General features: G+C 41.7%; 17 protein-coding genes and 1 CRISPR repeat array. Of the genes, 5 read left to right on the top strand and 12 right to left on the bottom strand.

Translation table 11 applies throughout. The features are described 5' to 3' along the window. Nucleotides 1-2: 2 nt before the first annotated feature. The 7 genes from CRECT_RS11075 to CRECT_RS11105 form a co-directional block, all read right to left on the bottom strand. On the bottom strand, nucleotides 3-3,860 hold the full coding sequence (locus tag CRECT_RS11075; RefSeq protein WP_002946129.1) for an alpha/beta hydrolase family protein: 3,858 nt from the start codon (nucleotides 3,858-3,860) through the stop codon (nucleotides 3-5). Between the two features lie 4 nt (nucleotides 3,861-3,864). Further along, nucleotides 3,865-4,452, bottom strand: coding sequence for a hypothetical protein (locus CRECT_RS11080; RefSeq protein WP_039888745.1), 588 nt, complete (start codon nucleotides 4,450-4,452; stop codon nucleotides 3,865-3,867). A gap of 67 nt (nucleotides 4,453-4,519) precedes the next feature. Beyond that, nucleotides 4,520-4,693 carry a hypothetical protein gene (locus CRECT_RS11085; protein WP_171992744.1) on the bottom strand — a complete coding sequence of 58 codons (174 nt, stop codon included), beginning with the start codon at nucleotides 4,691-4,693 and terminating at the stop codon, nucleotides 4,520-4,522. Nucleotides 4,694-4,697: 4 nt separating this feature from the next. Continuing rightward, nucleotides 4,698-5,342, bottom strand: a complete 645-nt coding sequence (locus tag CRECT_RS11090; RefSeq protein WP_171992745.1) for a tRNA 2-selenouridine synthase — start codon at nucleotides 5,340-5,342, stop codon at nucleotides 4,698-4,700. 273 nt (nucleotides 5,343-5,615) lie between these two features. Beyond that, on the bottom strand, nucleotides 5,616-6,239 hold the full coding sequence (locus CRECT_RS11095; RefSeq protein ID WP_039888875.1) for a hypothetical protein: 624 nt from the start codon (nucleotides 6,237-6,239) through the stop codon (nucleotides 5,616-5,618). Nucleotides 6,240-6,271: 32 nt separating this feature from the next. Next, nucleotides 6,272-6,508, bottom strand: coding sequence for a hypothetical protein (locus CRECT_RS11100; RefSeq protein WP_171992746.1), 237 nt, complete (start codon nucleotides 6,506-6,508; stop codon nucleotides 6,272-6,274). Nucleotides 6,509-6,512: 4 nt separating this feature from the next. Beyond that, entirely contained in the window at nucleotides 6,513-7,127 is a 615-nt protein-coding gene (locus tag CRECT_RS11105) for a tRNA 2-selenouridine synthase (RefSeq protein WP_171992747.1), read from the bottom strand. Between the two features lie 139 nt (nucleotides 7,128-7,266). Between CRECT_RS11105 and CRECT_RS11110 the strand changes: the two genes are divergently transcribed. The 3 genes from CRECT_RS11110 to CRECT_RS11120 all read left to right on the top strand — a co-directional run bounded on the left by CRECT_RS11110 (nucleotide 7,267) and on the right by CRECT_RS11120 (nucleotide 12,784). Then, nucleotides 7,267-7,785 (top strand): Hcp family type VI secretion system effector, encoded by a 519-nt coding sequence (locus CRECT_RS11110; protein WP_039888673.1) that lies wholly within the window; start codon nucleotides 7,267-7,269, stop codon nucleotides 7,783-7,785. A 254-nt stretch (nucleotides 7,786-8,039) separates the two neighbouring features. Beyond that, nucleotides 8,040-10,499, top strand: coding sequence for a type VI secretion system Vgr family protein (locus tag CRECT_RS11115; protein ID WP_157752405.1), 2,460 nt, complete (start codon nucleotides 8,040-8,042; stop codon nucleotides 10,497-10,499). Between the two features lie 585 nt (nucleotides 10,500-11,084). Beyond that, a CRISPR array of direct repeats spans nucleotides 11,085-11,977; the repeat unit is 30 nt; unit sequence ATTTCAAACCCCAAAGGAGTAAAATTTAAC. Nucleotides 11,978-12,637: 660 nt separating this feature from the next. Continuing rightward, nucleotides 12,638-12,784: a hypothetical protein gene (locus CRECT_RS11120; RefSeq protein ID WP_157752404.1), complete on the top strand. Its 147-nt coding sequence runs from the start codon at nucleotides 12,638-12,640 to the stop codon at nucleotides 12,782-12,784. Here the strand turns inward: CRECT_RS11120 and CRECT_RS11125 are convergent. The 5 genes from CRECT_RS11125 to CRECT_RS11150 all read right to left on the bottom strand — a co-directional run bounded on the left by CRECT_RS11125 (nucleotide 12,773) and on the right by CRECT_RS11150 (nucleotide 16,937). Further along, the gene (locus CRECT_RS11125; protein WP_002946061.1) at nucleotides 12,773-13,057 is read right to left on the bottom strand and encodes a hypothetical protein; all 285 of its coding nucleotides are present in this window, start codon (nucleotides 13,055-13,057) and stop codon (nucleotides 12,773-12,775) included. The genes CRECT_RS11120 and CRECT_RS11125 overlap by 12 nt on opposite strands. A gap of 338 nt (nucleotides 13,058-13,395) precedes the next feature. Then, nucleotides 13,396-14,832 carry a chorismate synthase gene (gene aroC, locus CRECT_RS13120; protein WP_002946050.1) on the bottom strand — a complete coding sequence of 479 codons (1,437 nt, stop codon included), beginning with the start codon at nucleotides 14,830-14,832 and terminating at the stop codon, nucleotides 13,396-13,398. Beyond that, on the bottom strand, nucleotides 14,829-15,497 hold the full coding sequence (gene rnc, locus CRECT_RS11140; RefSeq protein ID WP_002946070.1) for a ribonuclease III: 669 nt from the start codon (nucleotides 15,495-15,497) through the stop codon (nucleotides 14,829-14,831). The genes aroC and rnc overlap by 4 nt, the downstream gene beginning before the upstream one ends. Then, nucleotides 15,497-15,934, bottom strand: a complete 438-nt coding sequence (rnhA, locus tag CRECT_RS11145; protein ID WP_002946043.1) for a ribonuclease HI — start codon at nucleotides 15,932-15,934, stop codon at nucleotides 15,497-15,499. The genes rnc and rnhA overlap by 1 nt, the downstream gene beginning before the upstream one ends. Further along, nucleotides 15,912-16,937: a tetratricopeptide repeat protein gene (locus tag CRECT_RS11150; protein ID WP_039888678.1), complete on the bottom strand. Its 1,026-nt coding sequence runs from the start codon at nucleotides 16,935-16,937 to the stop codon at nucleotides 15,912-15,914. The genes rnhA and CRECT_RS11150 overlap by 23 nt, the downstream gene beginning before the upstream one ends. Nucleotides 16,938-17,000: 63 nt before the next feature. Here CRECT_RS11150 and dnaG point away from each other — a divergent pair, with 63 nt between their 5' ends. Next, complete coding sequence (gene dnaG, locus CRECT_RS11155) at nucleotides 17,001-18,659, top strand: DNA primase (RefSeq protein WP_002946048.1); 1,659 nt, start codon at nucleotides 17,001-17,003, stop codon at nucleotides 18,657-18,659. Continuing rightward, entirely contained in the window at nucleotides 18,656-19,642 is a 987-nt protein-coding gene (locus CRECT_RS11160; protein ID WP_002946068.1) for an argininosuccinate synthase domain-containing protein, read from the top strand. The genes dnaG and CRECT_RS11160 overlap by 4 nt, the downstream gene beginning before the upstream one ends. The last annotated feature ends 107 nt before the right edge of the window (nucleotides 19,643-19,749 follow it).

Below are 19,749 nucleotides of genomic sequence, written 5' to 3' on the forward strand. Positions count from 1 at the left end.
ATTTAAACTTGCCCGCTTAGCATTACTACTTCGCATATATCTAGGCTTAACTCATTGTCTTTATCAAATCCTTTAGCGATTTGCAGTTTTATGCTTTTGGCGTATGAAGGTGAGAAAAACACTAACGTATGCACGGGTCTTTTTTGCGACTTATCTAGGCTTTCGTATTTATCTAGTCTAGTGAAGTATCCTACCCCGCTCTCAGGTTCGCCCGCATCTTTGTATGCTTGTTTGCAAGCCTTTTGAGGAGAGTTTGGGATCACAAATACCAACTTTATCGTATTTATACCGTAGCGTAGCTCAAATTCTTTAAATTTATGATCTTCGTTGTAGTTTTGCTTTAGCTTTTTATCCAGTTCGCCGTCGCTTGGATTTTTACCTTCGCTTAAATTTAGCCGTATTTGACTAAAGCCCTCTTTGTTTTCAGATTTAGCATCGTTTAGATAGTAGATATTTACGGGCAGATTGTCTTTTTGCGAGGCGTAGTTTTTAAAATGCAGCCTTATGCAAGGAGAGTTGCTATGAGCGCTATCTTTGTCCGAATTTGAGATATAAGAGCCGCCGATACCCCTAGGATCCGATATCTTAAGCTTGTTTGATTTTCTAACGCAGGTTAGTATAGAGCCTCTATTGCTCCTACATAGATTTACGAAATCTTGCATCAAGGCATGATCGCCGTTTACGGTTTTTCGGCTTAGGGCGCCGCTTGGCACAAAGGCCACTCTAGTGCAAGGAGATTTTGCTATCCTGCAACCTACTATAGGGGTGTTTATAAAATCGCATCCTAGTATCAGAGGTATACCGCTTGATTTTATCGTTCTTCCTCTTACGCTTTTTAGCACTACCCTGCCGCCGTGTTCGCAGGTTATGATATCGTCTTCTATGACCGGATGCAGATATGCGACGCCGGTTTTAACGATCGTTTCGTCAAAAGCTTTATCTTCGGGAGCGATTTGATTTAGCCCCTTTAGCTCTTTTGCCTTTTTGCCGGCAGGTTTTAGCTTGATATTTAGGCTGTCCTCTTTTATATCGTAGTTTAGTAGCCATGCCTGTGCGTTTTTATGTAATAAATTTAGTCTTCCTATGCCGCTACCGGTATCTCTCGGCTGAAAGAGATACATAGCGCTATTTTCATCCTCTTTACCCTCTTTGTCGGCTTGGTTTTGAGAAGAAGGGCTTAACGCGGAGGAAATTTTGCTCGCATTTTCTTGGTTTTCCTTTTCGTCTCGGTCGCATCCTTCTTTAAAACAAAGCTCGTGATCTACTTTTTCTTCGCCTCCGGTTAAAAGCTTACTCATCATAAAGACTTTGGTGTTTAGATACTTAAAACTTAAATTCATATCTTTTTCTATCTGCTTTATATCAAATACACTTTCGCTTTTTAAAAATATATCGCAGTTTTTATGATAGATATGCATAAGCTCGCTAGGCTCAAACCTTATCATCTTTAAGACTTGTTTTGCTTGATATTCTTTATCTTCCTTAGACATATCCGCTAGCGCTTCGATGACGGGCAGGACTATGGTTCTTTGATCCTCGTCTATCTCTTTTTTATATGCGCTCCCTGACTTTTTCGTAAATACCAAATAACGCTTCTTGTCGTTAGATAGATACCTCCACCCTTCAAATTTAAGCTCATATGCGCTTTTACAAATTTCTATCCTAGCCTCTATCCATTTTTCAAGCTCCTCGCTATCTTTTTTCGAGCGGATATATGAGCTTATATCTTTATAAAAATCGGATATATACGTGAGTCTATCTTTTGCTTGTTCTAAATTTAACTTTTTATCTAGCGTAAAAAATCTGCATCCATAGATCGCAAACATCAAATTCAGATCCTCTTGTATGACCTCGGCGGCGACGGTTTTGGCTTTGATATCCTTGATATCTTCTTTGTCTATTATTTTTATTAGTAGATTATCTTGCTTATAGGCCAGCAGGCAGCTAACAGGATCTTCTATATTAGGCGCCTCGCCGATATCATCGTATCCAAAGTCGTTTACGTATAGGCTTACGGGATATATTGCGCTTTCGAGGATTGAGATCTTTTCTTCTTCCATATTGCCTAGCCTCGGAACGTTTTTTAGATAAATTTTATAAAACAGTATCTGAGAGGCTAGGGTTTGCATGTAGTCGTTTAGGTAGTTTAGGGCTCCTGCTATATCTTTATCTTTTATCTTAGCTTCGTTTTCTTTATGATTTAAAAGATACTCCATCAGATATAGCCCCTCAACTAGCTGCTTCATAAAGTGAGAAGCCTTTAGCACGTTTATGAGATGAAGCTTGGAGGTGTTTTGATAGTCGAATTTCTCCGTATAGTTTGCCATACCGTATCTAAGGCCCAGATCGGAGATGACCGATATGCTTGGCTCAAATACCTGATTGGCGTCTCTTTTTACGGTATCTAGACCAAACGTATTTTTATCCTCTTCTTGCCTATCAAAGTATCCTTCGTCGTATTCGTCGTAAATTTTATGCATAACAGAGTCTATGTGATGAACCTCTATACCCAGAGTATCTCCCTTGCTCGCCTTACTCATATTGGTGCTTACGTTTTGCTTATTTAGCTCTTCGCAAGCCGTTTTGTTTTCCTTTACGAGATGGACGCACTCTTTTAGCGTAGTCTCGTCTTTTTTATCTCCGCCAAAGCCGAAGAAGCTTTTTATCTTATCAAACACGCCGCTAACTATACTGCCTATAAAGCCATACGGGTCCAGTATCCTAGCTACCCACCTTATGCCTTTATATATGACCTTGGCTATAAAGCCTAAAAACCTAAAAGCGATAACCGGCAAGGATATCCATACGCCTCCAAAGCCCGGAGCATTAAAGGTATATAGCTCCTTTACGTCGTTTGGATAGATAGAGCAATAAGCTTGAGCCAGATGACCTCCTAGCGAGTGACCGGCTACTACGATGGGAGGGATGAGGGCGTAAGAAGCGCTTAAAGAGCCTCTAGAATGCAAAGAAGTGCTCGCTTGAGAAGATCGGGACGAAGAATTTAAAGAACTCGAAACGCTTGAGCTATCGTTTGATTGATTTGAGTCGATGGACGAATTTGAGCTATCATAGTTAGGTCGTAAGTTTGAATTTGAGTCATTATTCGGAGAATTCATATTGCTAACTGTATTTGAATTTGCTGCGAGAAAATTTTTATCGTAATGATCAACTATGCTTTTATAGATTTCATCTTTTAATATCTTAAGAGATACTATCTGATCCAGCGCTGCGCCAAAAAGCGCTATCATACCGTCCGTTATAAGCAAATCTTTTATGCTCATCTCCGTACCTCTAAAACCTATCGCGTAGTTATTAAATTTACTATCGTAAAAAGCACTGGAAGAATACCCCGTGATAGAAGTGTCTTTAACGTGATGAAGCAGTTCGTAACGGTTTACGAAGGATTTGGTGCGGAGGGAGAGCTGATGTCTGTTCTCTTGATTAACGAAAATGTAAGGGGGTTTATCTTTATCTTTTGGCCTATGAACAAAACTTTGAATTTCATTGTTTATTTGTTTTTTTTCAGGCTTTTCATCTATTTTACTGTTGCTGCTCTCATCTTCCGGTTTTTCTATAACCATATCCTGATTAAACCTAGCTTCTATAGCTAAGGCATAGGCGGTGGGTTCGCCGATTTTTCTATTATTATCTTTTGCCTTCTCAGTAATTTCTTCTAAGGTATCGCCCCTAGTCGTATAATCCGCAAATTTCCACCTCGCAGGTGGTTCGTCTTTAAATTTATCAAACCATCCGTCATCTTCGTTTTCATTTACCCAATGAAGCATAGCATAGCTAGCATCCGCTATGTCTGCATAGTCTTTAAATTTTGATATTAGGTCTTTGTTTGAAATTTCGCTCATAGTATTATCTTTTTTCCAAATCTTCTATATAAATTTTATTGTTACCGGGCAAAGTTTTAACATCTTTCCTAGATAAAGAAAATCCTCTTCCCTCATCTCCGAAGAAACCGAATTTTGTGTAGCCGACATAAAACATCAAGCTTAACGATATGACTTGTAGTTGTTCGTTATCGTCTATATAAAATTCTTCTATTACGATAGAGCAGTGCTTGTATGCTTTTTCTCCGATATAATTTTTGATTTTTAAAGATACTTCTTCAGGTATAACCACTTTTCCTCTATAGTTACTTCTTAGATAATACTGTTTGCCATTGGAGAGGGTTTGGGGGAGTGTATTATCTAAGACTTTTAAATCATCCTTCTTGAAAACTTTCTTTGTTTTAAAAAAATTATCCATATAGTTTTTTCTCTCCCTCTCTCTATCATCTATTTCCTTTTCGAATTTCTTATTAAACACATATACTCCTCCGTATTTCTTGCCTAGCTTTGTTATTTCACTATTGCTTAGTTTATTATCTCTAGTATCCTTTGCACTACATCCGACTAAAAATACTATTGCTAATACCGCTAATATGCTTAAGATAAATTTCACTAGGTATCCTTTGGTTTTAGTGTCGGTTTGTATTATAGCTTTTTAAATTTTAAGAGAGGTTAATTTATTAAAAAAAGGAGAGGGTTAAAGATTCCTCCATAGGCTTTCTTTCTTTAAATTTATCAAACCATCCGTCGTCTTCATTCTCGTTTATCCAATGAAGCATAGCATAGCTAGCATCCGCTATGTCTGCGTAGTCTTTAAATTTTGATATTAAGTCTTTGTTTGAAATTTTACTCATGATATTACCTTTGTTCTAAATCTTCCAAATAAAACACACTATCTCCGCCTACGTCTTTTACGTCTCTTCTGGATAAAGAAAATCCTCTTCCTTCGTCTCCGAAGAAACCGAATTTAGTATATCCTATCGTGTAATATACCGAGACCACTATTGGAATTATGTTTTTATTGTCGTCTACATAAAAGTATGAAAGGAGCATAGATGGTTTAAATTTATTATAATCTTCTTGTCCTATGAAATTTATGATCTTTTCTTTATAAATTTCGGGCAGTTTGGCTTGCTTGTTATAGTCTTCGCCATAGGCTCTGGTGGCCGTATAGTATTTTTTACCGTTGGAGAGGGTTTGGGCTATTTTTGGGTTGCCGTAATATCTTTCTTTAAGCAGTTTTCTCATCTTTTTATTTCGCTCGTCTTTATCTGATATGCGAGATACTTCATCTAAAATTTGCCTATTAACCGCCTCTCTCTCCTTCTCCCTATCATCTATTTCCTTTTCGAATTTCTTATTAAACACATATACTCCTCCGTATTTCTTACCTAGTTTTGTTATTTCACTATTGCTTAGTTTATTATCTCTAGTATCCTTTGCGCTACATCCGACTAAAAATACTATTGCTAATACCGCTAATATGCTTAAGATAAATTTCACTAGTTATCCTTTGGTTTTAGTGTCGGTTTGTATTATAGCTTTTTAAATTTTAAGAGAGGTTAATTTATTAAAAAAAGGAGAGGGTTAAAGATTCCTCCTATTATTGATTTAATAAATTTAAATGTTATAAGTTTTCTTTCTTTAAATTTATCAAACCATCCGTCGTCTTCATTCTCGTTTATCCAATGAAGCATAACGTAGCTAGCATCTACAATATCAGCGTAGTCTTTAAATTTGGATATTAGGTCTTTGTTTGAAATTTTACTCATAGTATTATTTTCTTTCCAAATCTTCTATATAAATTTTATTGTTACCGGGCAAAGTTTTAACATCTTTCTTAGATAAAGAAAATCCCCTTCCTTCGTCTCCGAAGAAACCAAATTTTGTGTAGCCGACATAAAACATCAAGCTTAACGATATGACTTGTAGTTGTTCATTACCGTCTATATAAAATTCCTCTATTACGATAGGGCAGTGCTTGTATGCTTTTTCTCCGATATAATTTTTGATTTTTAAAGATACTTCTTCAGGTATAACCACTTTTCCTCTATAGTTACTTCTTAAATAATACTGTTTGCCATTGGAGAGGGTTTGAGCTATTTTTGGGTTGCCGTAATATCTTTCTTTAAGCAGTTTTCTCATCTTTTTATTTCGCTCGTCTTTATCTGATATGCGAGATACTTCATCTAAAATTTGCCTATTAACTGCATCCCGCATGTTCTCTCTCTGCTTTATCTCACTCTCAAATTTTCTGCTAAATACGTATGTTCCGCTATATTTTTTAGATAGCTCGGTTAGCTCTGCTTTCCCGATATCGTTGCTACTAGTATCCTTTGCGCTACATCCAACTAAAAATACTATTGCTAATACCGCTAATATGCTTAAGATAAATTTCACTAGGTATCCTTTGGTTTTAGTGTCGGTTTGTATTATAGCTTTTTAAATTTTAAGAGAGGTTGATTTATTAAAAAAGGAAGAGGGTTAAAGATTCTTCCTATTATTGATTTAATAAATTTAAATGTTATAAGTTTTCTTTCTTTAAATTTATCAAACCATCCGTCGTCTTCGTTTTCATTTACCCAATGAAGCATAGCGTAGCTAGCGTCTGCAATATCAGCGTAGTCTTTAAATTTAGATATTAGGTCTTTGTTTGAAATTTTACTCATGATATTACCTTTGTTCTAAATCTTCCAAATAAAACACACTATCTCCGCCTACGTCTTTTACGTCTCTTCTGGATAAAGAAAATCCTCTTCCTTCGTCTCCGAAGAAACCGAATTTAGTATATCCTATCGTGTAATATACCGAGACCACTATTGGAATTATGTTTTTATTGTCGTCTACATAAAAGTATGAAAGGAGCATAGATGGTTTAAATTTATTATAATCTTCTTGTCCTATGAAATTTATGATCTTTTCTTTATAAATTTCGGGCAGTTTGGCTTGCTTGTTATAGTCTTCGCCATAGGCTCTGGTGCTTGTATAGTATTTTTTACCATTGGAGAGGGTTTGGGGGAATTTTTCATCGACTAGCTTAGTATCTACGGCATATAGTCCATCGCCCAAATCCCTACCTTTTAATTCTTTTATTGCCTCTTTTCTCTCCCTCTCTCTATCATCTATTTCCTTTTCGAATTTCTTATTAAACACATATACTCCTCCGTATTTCTTACCTAGTTTTGTTATTTCACTATTGCTTAGTTTATTATCTCTAGTATCCTTTGCGCTACATCCGACTAAAAATACTATTGCTAATACCGCTAATATGCTTAAGATAAATTTCACTAGTTATCCTTTGGTTTTAGTGTCGGTTTGTATTATAGCTTTTTAAATTTTAAGAGAGGTTAGCGAATTATGAGAAATTCAAGTAAAATAAAAGTTTACGTTGGATACAATAATGAATATTTTTTTCAAAGGAGTAAAAATGGCACAGCCAGCGTATATCAAAATAGAAGGTTCTTCACAAGGTCTCATATCAAGCGGAGCATCTACCGAAACCAGCATAGGTAATCGCTATCAATCAGGACACGAAGATGAGATCATGGCGCAGGAAGTTTCGCATATAGTAAATGTCCCAATCGATCCGCAAAGCGGTCAACCTTCAGGACAAAGAGTTCATAAGCCTTTTGTTTTCACATCGTCTCTAAATAAAGCGGTTCCGCTACTTTACAATGCATTAACTAACGGAGAGAGACTAAACAACGTAGAAGTTCACTGGTTTAGAACATCCACTAGCGGCGGTGCGGAGCACTATTTTACTACTAAACTAGAAGACGCGATAATAACCGACATAACCCTCGTGATGCCAAATGCCCAAGATAAAAACAATAACGATAAGACGGAATTGTTTAAAGTTTCTATGAACTATAGAAAGATAACGTGGGAACATGTTGCGGCTGGAACCAGCGGAAGCGATGACTGGAGAGAAAACTCAAAAAGCTAAGCTTATAAATTTAGGAGACTTGTTTTTTGCAAGTCTCTTACTATATTTATAATCACCCCTTAAAACGGTAATTATAAATGTAGTATGGTAAATTCAAAAACTGTAATGTATTTCTAAAAATGAGACAAATTTGATTTTATCATAAAATGCTTTGTATTGCTGTCAAAGACCTTAAAATATTTTAAAATTTAAGTTGGTCGTATCGACTTAAAAGCATGACAGAATGCAAAATTTGAGTTATTAAGAGTATGGGGATGATACGCATGGATTCACAAAAACCGATTTCGTATGCAAATTTGACTATAAACGGGCAGATTTTCACCGTAACAAAAGCTACGATAAGAGAAAGCCTGGAGGAGATATTTTTTGCAGAGTGCGAAGGATACTGCGAAAGTATGGAAAGTCCGCTTTTTCAAAGCTTAAATTCTACCCTTTCTAATGATTTGGACGTATATAAATTTCTAGACAAGCAAGCCGTTCTTAAAATAAAAAAAATAGCGCTACAAAACGCAAGCGACTCAAACTCTATTAATTTACCAAGCGGCGGCGGTAACGACGAATCCGTTTATAACGGGATAATATCGGAAGTAGGATATATAGGGACGTCAAATTCCGGGAGTAATAAAAATTCTATCGGTCAAAAGTATTTTTTTAGATTTGTTTTGAGCTCTCCTCTGTTTAGGCTCTCGATAAATTCCGCAAACAGGATTTTCACCGATCAAACGGTGATAGAAGTTATTAAGGAAATTTTAAAATTTTACCAAGCTTCGCCGATAAAAGAGGTCGATTTTTCTAATATAAAAAACTCCTACGAGGCAAGAGAGTATATCTCGCAATACAACGAAAGCGATTTGGATTTCTTGCAAAGGATTTGTTTTAACAACGGTATATATTTTTATGAGGACGATGATAAGATATATTTTTACGATACTTTAAATATTTCCGGTTTTGAGCAAGCGAACAGCGGTAGTGCGGCTTCAAGCGCTCCGTCTGACGTTAGAGAAGTAAATTTTAATCCGAATATCAACAATATACTAAATCAAGAATGCATAAAAGCCATAAATAAAACCGAAATTTTAAACACCAACAACTTTTCGTATTCTTCGCAAAATACGATGTATCCTACTGTTTTAGATATGGTAAATTCCAAACAAAACGAGAAAACCAAATACAATGCGCACTTTCACTTAGGGCAGTACTCTTTTACGCAGCAAGAGTCCTTAAGTATCCCCACGGAGTTAAAAAGACGTAGATCTATTTTAAATTTAAATACTTATGTGGCTGATTCCAACGTATTTGGATTAAAATTAAATAGCGGCGTATCTTTAAACTATGATCCGTCCAGCCTCAAAAGCGATGCCAAATTTGATTTTAAGATTATAGCTCTTATTCAAAATTTCATAGACGAGACAAATCTGGAAAATAGACTCGATACCAACGATATAGTCCCTATCGCAGGCAAAAGCTTTTCAACATCATATAGTAATCAAATAATAATGCTTCCTTCTAGCGCCGTGTATGTGCCTAAATTTAAGACAAAACCTAGACCACCGGAGGTGACTTTGGGCGTAGTTATAGGCAACAACGGCATAGATGACGAGAAAAATACTATCCACACCGATGAGTATGGCCGCGTAAAAGTAAGAATCAACGCCTTCGCTTCTCAGGAGAGCGTGGATAATTCTACGAATTTTAGCCAAAACAACATCAATCCGACAAATTCAAACGACTACTCTCATAGCGCTTATTTAAGAGTGATGACGCCTATAGCTAGCAGCAACTCCGGTTTTTTTGCTATACCTAGGATAGGCGACGAAGTCGTAGTATCGTTTCTGGAAGGCGATATAGATAAGCCGATGGTGAGCGCTAGTTTATATAATGCCTATAATCCGCAGCTGCCGAATTTACCGAGCGATTACCACCAGACCACTATAAGCTCAAAGACTATAGGCGTAAACGAAAACGGTAGAAATGAATTTACTTTTTCGAATTTAAAAGACAAAGAGCATATTTATTTAAAAGCCGAAAAGGATTACGGCGAACTGATACAGCATGATTTTACCCAAACCATACTAAACGATAAGTCCTCAAAAGTCCTAGGAACCTACACTGAAAGAATACAAGAAGCCCACGTGCAGACTATAGATCTAGCCAAAAACGTAAACGTAGGAGCAGAATACCTCACGACGGTAGGCCTTAGTAGGGATACCATAGTAGGACTATCAAACACTCTAAACGTAGGCATAGATAGTAAAATAAGAGTGGGTAAAGATAGCTCCGAATACGTAGGAAACGATAAAAATATCGAAATAAAAGGAAATTTAGATACCGTAATCTATAAAAACGAGAATCGAACCGTCAAAGAAGATAAAAAAGACGTAATCGAAGGGAGCTATGAGCTAAGCTCCTCAAAGGGAATAAACGAATATACTCAGGAGCATATAGTTCTTCAGGCCGATAACTACATAGACATAAAATCAAAGTCGAATTTAACCACAAACACCGACTCTCAGCATACCGAAGTCGCGGACTCTAAATTTTCGGATATTAAGTCAAATTACGAGGTGGATGCCGGCAATCAAATCATACATCAAGTCGGTAGCACCCAGATCGAGATAACGTCAAGTAATGTGATTATTAGGGCGGGCGGAGTAGAAGCGATCTTTGATCAAAGGGGCATAACCGTCATAGGCGGAGAAGTAAGGGCGGAGTAGATTATGTCCGCGATAAGCATAATCTACTCTTTGCAAAAAACTTAAGAAAAGAAGACTTTTTAAAAAATTTTATATTATTTTCTTAAATGCTACTTTTCTATTTTGTTAAAAAGTAGAAATTTTAAATTTACCTCGCCTTGAAAGGGATATTAATTTAATAATAAACATACAGTTGGCGGTTAGACCATAACAAAAGCCACGGCGACCCCATAGACATACTAAAATTTACTTGCAGCAATAGGCGTATCACTTGCAACAGAATTTTAATAATCTCTACGGAAATCTAAGCGAAATAAGTAAAGCTATAGGCTCATCACCTCCCAAGGCTTAAATTCTATCTCATAAAGATAGAAAACAAGCGAAGCGGTGCCACGAAATAACAGGTTTCTTTAAAAAGATTAGCTAACGAATTTAAAGCCTTATATGCGGCAGATGTAAGAGGCGAAATAACCACAGGCGGAGCTAAAAACCACGCTAGAGCAGCGGTAATCCCGAAATACTTGGCCGATATGCGTTTCATCCATCCTCTCAACGGAGTAAAATTTAATCAGGTGCCTGAACCATCTGTGTATTATCATCATGCGGGTTTCAAACCCCAAAGGAGTAAAATTTAACGATCTGGCTAGGGCAATATCGCTTCCCTAGTGCGCATTTCAAACCCCAACGGAGTAAAATTTAACGCCCTCAATAAAGCTATGTTAAACGACATTATACCGTTTCAAACTCCAATGGAGTAAAATTTAACACATCTATTTCAAGAGGATGGCTATCCTCATCGATGTTTCAAACCCCAAAGGAGTAAAATTTAACTAGGCCATGCCCTCCTTAGATATCCCGGTTTGATAAATTTCAAACCCCAACGGAGTAAAATTTAACCACTGATAAAGATTTTGAAGAAGTAGCAACTGAAAATTTCAAACCCCGGCGGAGCAAAATTTAACTCTTATGAAAATTCTCAGACAACTAGTTTTAACGTGTTTCAAACCCCAAAGGAGTAAAATTTAACGGCTAGCGTCTACGTTAAACATCGCAAACGAATTTAATTTCAAACCCCAAAGGAGTAAAATTTAACCTAGCTCAAAATTCTGGCAACAATACAACAGTATCATCATTTCAAACCCCAAAGGAGTAAAATTTAACACTTTTGCCCTACTCCGAAAGAATTTTTTGAATTTGCATTTCAAACCCCAAAGGAGTAAAATTTAACCTAGCTCTCGCAATACTACACCGTGCATAAAGCGGTATTTCAAACCCCAAAGGAGTAAAATTTAACGCCAAAGGACGGATGATAGAGCCTTGGCGCTGGTTGCGATTTCAAACCCCAAAGGAGTAAAATTTAACATAGCCATAGCCAAAACAAACGGAGAGCCCGATCCGAATTTCAAACCCCAAAGGAGTAAAATTTAACCTCAAAATTCTTTATGAAATTTTCTTTGGCTTCGATTATAATTTCAAACCCCAAAGGAGTAAAATTTAACCCGCACTAAAACATACATTTTAATGGCTATCAAAATAAAAAGTTTATATTTTTACGCCTTAAATTTGACTAAAATATAAAACCAAACTAACGCGAAACACCCCAAATTTCGCCCTTTTTAAAATCTTATAAAAAGCTTTATCGGCATAACTCAAGCGCGCCTAAAAATGCAAGCGATAAAACCGGCCGCATCATTGCAAAATCATCTACAGCCGATCGTTTTATCCAAAGTCGAGTTAAATACACGAAGCCAAAGCATTTAGCGGCAGCGGATTATTTTACCTAAAGTCCGATATCTCGATACGAATTTAGCAAGCCGTTCGAGCCGTCAAATAATAAAATCTCAAGACGCATAGAGGCTATTTTACGATGTACCGCAATAAAATTACCTAAAAATGCGGGATCAAAACAACTCAAGCCCGTAGTCATAAATCCTCTCAAACACCGAAAGCGTCGGTGCTTAGGGTAGTCGTTTCTAAAAAACATTACCGTAAATCCATAAAATTTGAGTCGAATTTCTCAAATTTAACTCAAATTTGCCGCCGCGCCGCCACCTTAAAGCACCGCGATTATACTTATAACCTCTTGGGCTTTTACTCATCTTTTATGAAGATGACGGTTTTTGGCTTCTTGAGCTTTATCTCCTGCAAGTAGGTATAAAATGCGCAAAAATGTCAGAGTGGCGCTTATGTGCACATCCTTTGCCGCCGCGCCGCCGCCCAAAAGCCTCATAGCGTTTTCGCAGATCGCGTGCGAGATCCGCTCGCTCGCCGTATCCGGGGAGGCTATCTGCTTTTTAGGCGACTGACGGCTCGTATCCGTCCTTGCCGTCTATGACGCTATTTCGCGCGAGTTGAAATTTACGCCCAAAAGCTGACATAGTCATAAACCGCGTCGGCGTCCTATACGTCGCAGGCTTGCCCTCCGGCGCGCGTTTCTTGTTCGGCCGATACTCGCAAACAAAGCCGCACTCACGCAAAAGAGCGTAATCTCGCTTAAATCCGAAAGCGTCTGCGACGGCTCCGGGCAGTTGTTGCGCGTCAAAAATGCAGGTCGGCCGAAAAACCGATGCTAAAAACATATAGCCGCTCCGGCCGATCGTTATTTAAGCAGACTGCGCGGAGTCCGAGCCATGCACCGGCCCTGCAAAAACGTATAGAACTACAACTGGCTCGCTAAAGCCAAACGCTCTTTTTAAGGAGCCTTTGTTGCTTAGCTTTGAAATATCTACGCGATCTCTTTTGGCTCTTTTATTTTTTTGAGATAAATTTTAGCGATTTTGTGGCAGGCGCATTAAATTTGTAGTTTTTTAAGATTTTTAAAATTTGATAGAATTTGGTTTAAAGCAGATGAAATACGGCGGATTTTTCGGCGATCTCGCCTTAAGGGAGGTCTCGCCATCCCCCTATTCGCAACTTTTCATTTGCTCATCTCTGCATAAATTTTCTTTAAATTCGCTAGATTTGCGCTTAGATTTAAAAGCATCATATCGGCCGTAACCAGCCTCGCCATCGCGGTGGCTACGACGCTGCCGCGCACTCCGATACACGGATCGTGCCGTCCTCGCAGCTCGCATATGACGTCTTCGCCGCGCACGTTTTGCGTCGGCTGAGATAAAAATATCGACGGGGTCGGCTTAAAATGCGTCTTTATCACGATCTCCTGCCCGCTCGTCATACCGCCCAGCGTTCCGCCCGCATGATTTGATGCAAAGCCGAATTTGTCGTTTTTCGCACTGCAAAAGTCGCTTGCGCTACCAAAAAAGCCGTTTGTTTCTTTTGAAATTTTACCCGAACCGTCGGCAAAATTTACATCTGCGACTTTAAAATTCGCAGGCGAATCGCTCTTCGAATTTTCGCTTGCTTCGGTAAAGCTACCGTCCGAAAAGCTATTTAAATTTACGTTTTTCAAATTTGACGAATCGTTCGAATTTTCGCTTGCGTCGCTTTTAAATTCGCCGAATTTGCCGCCGTTTAAATTTGACTGCTCGCCCGCATCGTCAAGAGTAGAGTTATCCCCGCGGCTAAAATTTACGCCGTGAGCCGAGTCGGCCGAATTTACGTGCGCATACGCCGCGCTCATCGAGTCGTTATTTTGGCTGCCGCGCATCTTGCTTGCGTTTATGCCCTCGCCGATCTCTACGGCTTTGACGCCGTTTATGCCCATCATCGCAGCCGCGATTGCCGCGTCAAATTTATAGTATAGCCCCTCGCCAAGCCCCGCCGGTGCGCCGCGGATAACCGTGACGACGCTAGCTCCGACGCTGTCGTGCTCCTGCTTGGCTTTTAGGATTGCCTCTTTCATCGCCTCTTCATTGCCCAGCGAAAATATCTCCGAGCGCGCCGCGAGATCAAAGTCTAACCGCTCGCCGCACGAAATTTCGCCCACGCTAGCCACGCCGCTTTGCACGCTGACGCCAAACTCGTTTAGTAAAATTTGAGCTATCGCTCCGCCCGCCACGCGCACGGCCGTCTCTCTAGCCGAGCTGCGTCCGCCGCCCCTGTGGTCGCGGATGCCGAATTTTCGGTAGTATGCATAGTCGGCGTGCCCGGGGCGAAAGAGCTCGCGTAAATTTTCATAATCGCCCGATTTTTGATTTTCGTTTCGGATGATAAAGCCGATCGGAGTGCCCGTGCTGACGCCTTCAAACACGCCGCTTAAAATCTCCACGCGGTCGCCTTCGCTCCTTGCCGTGGCAAATTTCGAGCCTCCCGGTTTTCGTTTGTCAAGCTCGCTTTGGATAAAATTTAAATCAATACGCACGCCTGCGGGAAAGCCGTCTAGCACGCCGCCGATCGCCGCTGTATGACTCTCGCCGAACGTCGTTAGCGTTAGTTTGCGTCCAAAGGTATTCACTTGCCCTCTCCTAAAATCTCAAGAGCGGTTTTGGCTGCTTTTTGCTCGGCTTCTTTTTTGCTCTTGCCCGCGGCTCGCGAGATCTCTCGCTCGTTTAGCATCAGCGCGATCTCAAATTCCTTCTTATGATCGGGGCCTTTTGAGCCTACCAGCACGTATTTTGGTATCTCGGCGAAGCGCGCTTGAGTGAGCTCTTGCAGCGCGGTTTTGTAGTCCTTTACCATGCGGTCGAAATTAATATCGGGGTAGCATCTCTCAAAGGCTTTTAGGCTAGCTGCACGCACGGCGTCAAAGCCGCTTTCTAGGTATATCGCGCCCATCAGCGCCTCAAAGGCGTCCGAGAGTATCGAAGCTTTTAGTCGTCCACCGTTGTGCTCCTCGGCCGGCGAGATGTTGATGAGCTGGCCTAAATTTAGATATTTAGCCAGCTCGGCGAAGCTTTTTTCATTTACGAGTGCGGCGCGCAGTTTGCTTAGATCGCCTTCGCTTAGGCGCGAAAATTTGTGAAAAAGATAATCTCCGATCACCAGATCCATCACCGCATCGCCCAAAAACTCGAGCCTTTCGTTGTTTGCGCCGCCTTTTACGCTTTTGTGCGTGAGCGCGGTTTTTAGCAGCTTTTCGTCTTTAAATTTATATCCTAATTTCTCTTCTAAATTTCGCATTATTCGCCTTTTAAGCTATTTTTTATCTTTACGGCTTGCTCACGCGCCATCTCGTCGCAAAGCTCGTTTTGCGGGTGTCCGGCGTGGCCTTTGACCCAGATCGCTTCGACCTCGTGCGGCTCGCTAGCGGCCAGATACTCCTGCCACAGCGGGACGTTTTTTACATTTTTAAAGTTTTTCTTCACCCAGCCCTCTAGCCACGCATTTACGGCGTTTGCGACGTATGAGCTATCGGTGTAGAGCTTTACGCGGCAGGGCTGTTTGAGCGCTTTTAGCCCCTCGATCGCCGCTCGCAGCTCCATTTGATTGTTTGTCGTGTGCGCCTCGCCGCCGCTTGCCGTTTTTTTGTGCTCGCCGTACTCTAGGATGTATGCCCAGCCGCCCGGCCCCGGGTTATCCAGACACGAGCCGTCGCTAAAAAGGCATACTGTTTTCATCCGGTTTTTCCGTGATGTGAGGCAAAATTTGCACGCTACCTAGCTCGCTACACATCGGACAGCGGTAAAAATGCATCGGAAATGCGTTTTTGCAGCTCTTGCAAACGTAGTTAAAGCTAAGCGCGGCTTTGTCGTAGTTTGCCGCTTTTAGTCTCTTTAAAACCTCCAGCTCAAAGCCCAGCGGCGCGCCGTCCTCGTCGCTCATGCCTTTGACGAAAAACAGGCTCTTGTACTCGGGATCGGTTAAATTTACGGGCGAGTTTTGATAATAAACTAAATCCAAAACGTCCCCTAACGGCGGGAAATCGCTAAAATCCTTAAGCCCCGAACCGTTTAAATTTAACCTCTCCATCGCCATACGCCGCACGAGCGCAAATTCGTCCTTTAGGGCTAAAATTTCGTCTATTTTGGCCGCTTCGTCTTTGCTTTTATCCGCTAAAATTTGTAGCGCCTTTATGTAGGCCGTCTGCGCTCTTACGTCGCTGCCAAGCTCTTGCAGCGCGTCCAAAGCCTGCAGCGCGCCCTCGTAGTCTTTTAGTTTTTCGAAAATTATCGTTAGCGATTTTAGCGCGATTTGATTTCGCGGGGAAATTTTTAGCGCCTCTAAAAAGACGCTTTTTGCGCGCTCTAGAAAGCCCGCCTTAAAATAAGTCTGGCCCAGATCGGTAAAAATTTGCTCCTTTGCCGCGCGGTTTTTGGCCCGTTCTAAGGCCACGGCATAGACGTTGATAGCCTTTTCAAAATACCCGCTTTTTGAAAACGTCCCCGCCAAAAAGCACATCGTAGTCGTATCCGCGCCCGAGTTTATCAAAAGCTGTCTGCTTTCGTCGCTCAGGCCTTGAGATTTGCCGAATTTTTTCAAAAATCCCGCGATCTCCGCCTTTTCGTCCTTGCTCTTAAAAACGCCCCATGCGTAGCTAAAAACGGCGATCACGAGCACCGCGGCGACTAACACCACGAGGCCGAAAATCGGGTCTCTAAATTCGATAAAAAATATATCCAAAATGCCGCTTTCTAAAGTCAAATTTAACGCCGATTATAGCAAAACGATTGTATAATCTCGCTTATGATCGATCCAAAATCAATAGAAAGACTAAAAGCGCAAACCGATATCGTCGATGTCGTCGGGCACTATCTGCCGCTGAAAAAAAGCGGAGCGAACTTCGTGTGCGTCTGCCCGTTTCACGACGACAAAAACCCGAGCATGAGCGTGAGCCCGTCGCGCGGGATATTTCACTGCTTTTCGTGCAAAGCCGGCGGCGACGCGATCAAATTCGTAATGGACTACGAAAAGCTAAGCTACCCCGAAGCCGTCGAAAAGATCGCCGGACTGCAAAATTTCACGCTAAACTACGTGCGCGGCGGCGAACCGGCGAAAGAAAACAAGCACATCCTAGAAAACGCAAACGCCTTTTACCGCTCGCTGCTTTATAAAACGCCAGCAGCCGTGGAGTATCTCTACTCGCGCGGTATCACCGACGAGCTAATAGATAAATTTGAACTAGGTTTCGCGCCTGAGAGCGCGCAAACGATAAGGCTACTGCAAAACGAGCAAATAGAGCCAAAAGAAGCCCTAGAAGTCGGCATCGTAAAGCAAAACGAAAACGGCATTTACGCTAGTTTCATAAACCGCATCACCTTTCCTATCTACACGCATGCTGGACGGCTCGTGGGTTTTGGCGGACGTACGATCAGCGGCAACCCCGCAAAATACGTAAATTCGCCCCAGTCCGCGGTCTTTGATAAATCAACGCTTTTTTACGGCTACCACCTGGCAAAGCGCGAAATTTTCACCAAAAATCAGATCATCATCACCGAAGGCTACATGGACGTCATCATGCTGCACAAGGCGGGCTTTAACAACGTCGTAGCCGTGCTTGGAACCGCTCTCACGACCAAACACCTGCCGCTTTTAAAGCGCGGCGAGATTAGCGTTATTTTGTGCTTTGACGGCGACGATGCGGGCATAAATGCCGCGACGAAGTCCGCCCTGCTACTCGCGCAAAACGAAATCGACGGCAGCGTCGTCATCATAGAAGGCGGCGCCGATCCGGCCGATATGGTGGTAGCGGGCAAGATAGAGTATCTGCGGCAAATTTTTGAAAGCGGCACGGAGATCGGCGAATTTTACATCAGGCATTTAGCTAGCGGCTTTGATCTATCGCGCCCCGTGCAAAAGCAAAAGGCGCTAGAGGCGATCCAGGCCTTTACGGCGAGTCTAAAGCCCATCGTCGCAAACTCCTACGCGCCGCTCGTGGCTAAAATTTTAAAGATAGCCGAGGGGTCGTTTTGGCTAACTAGAGGCGCAAATACGCAAGCCGCCCAGGAGCGTATGCAGGCCTACGAAATGCAAAATTTCGGCAAAAATCAGCGCGGGCGTAAAGATATACTTGAAATTCGGTTTTTGAAAACGATGCTCGAAAATCCGAATTTAAAAAAAATCGTTTTGGAAAATTTAAAGACGGAATATTTTGTGCGGCACAGAGATATTTTCGAAGCCGTAGCGCGAGGAGTCGGCACGGATGATCCCGCCGTGCGCGAACTGATGTTTGAAAACTACGACGCCTTCAAAGAAGAAGATGAGATTTTAAAAAACATAGTTATTTTAAAAGTGGGATTTTACGAAAATTTACACAAAGAATACTCAATGAAACAAATTCCTTTAGAAGAAAAGAAACAAATACTAACAAAAATAAAAAAAATTATCGAGGCACTGAAAAAATGAAAGCGTTAGTTTTATTTAGCGGCGGGCTGGACAGTATGATCGCCATCAGGCTGCTAACGGCCCAGGGCATCGACGTCACGGCGATCCACATCGACATCGGCTTTAGCGGCGACGAGAAAAAGGCCGAAATTTTACGCCGCCGCGCTAACGAAGCCGGAGCAGAGCTTAAAATAATCAATATCAGAAACGAATACCTGCGCGACGTCCTTTTCACACCTAAACACGGCTACGGCAAGCACTTTAACCCCTGCATCGACTGCCACGGATATATGTTTAAAACGGCGCTTGCGATGATGCGCTCGGAGGGTGCTAGCTTTATCGCGACTGGCGAAGTGATCGGCCAGCGTCCGATGAGTCAGAGGCGCGACGCGATGGCGCGGGTCAAAAACGCCGCGGGCGACGAGGACGACCTCATCCTGCGTCCGATGTCTGCGCAGCTGATGAAACCCACAAAACCAGAGCGCGAAGGCTGGGTCGATCGCAGCAAACTGCTCGCCATCAGCGGACGCGACCGCAAAAGGCAGCTCGCGCTTGCGAAGGAATTCGGCTTTAGCGAGTATGAGACGCCCGGCGGCGGGTGCTTGCTCACGATCGAGAGCTTCGCGAATAAAATCAAAGATTTCATCAAATTTGACCCGGATATGACTAACGCGGATATGCAGCTGCTGCGCATCGGACGGCATCTGCGCCTAACAAACGGGACCAAAATGGTCATCGGCCGCGACGAAAACGATAACGCCAAACTGCTAGCTCTAAATAATCCGAAATTTACGCAGATCAAATTTGACGGCGATATCGTGGGCGCGGTGAGTTTCGTGGATGCTAAATTTAACGAGGCCGACCTCGAGTTTGCCGTGCGGCTGGCGCTTGCCTACACCAGAGCCGATAAAGATACGGCGGTGCGAGTCAGGATCGGCGGGCGCGAGATTTGCGTGAAGCCTTTTGAGAGCAAGCAGGCCGCGCAGGAGTTTTTCGTTAGTTAAATTCGGCTCAAAAACTCATCGGCTAAATAAATTTGACGCCGAATTTAAGATTACTTTTGCAATAAATTTGACGGCTAAAATTTAGCGACATATCCTTTGGCGTCTCA

This window comes from Campylobacter rectus, from assembly GCF_004803795.1.
Classification (GTDB): Bacteria; Campylobacterota; Campylobacteria; order Campylobacterales; family Campylobacteraceae; genus Campylobacter_A; species Campylobacter_A rectus.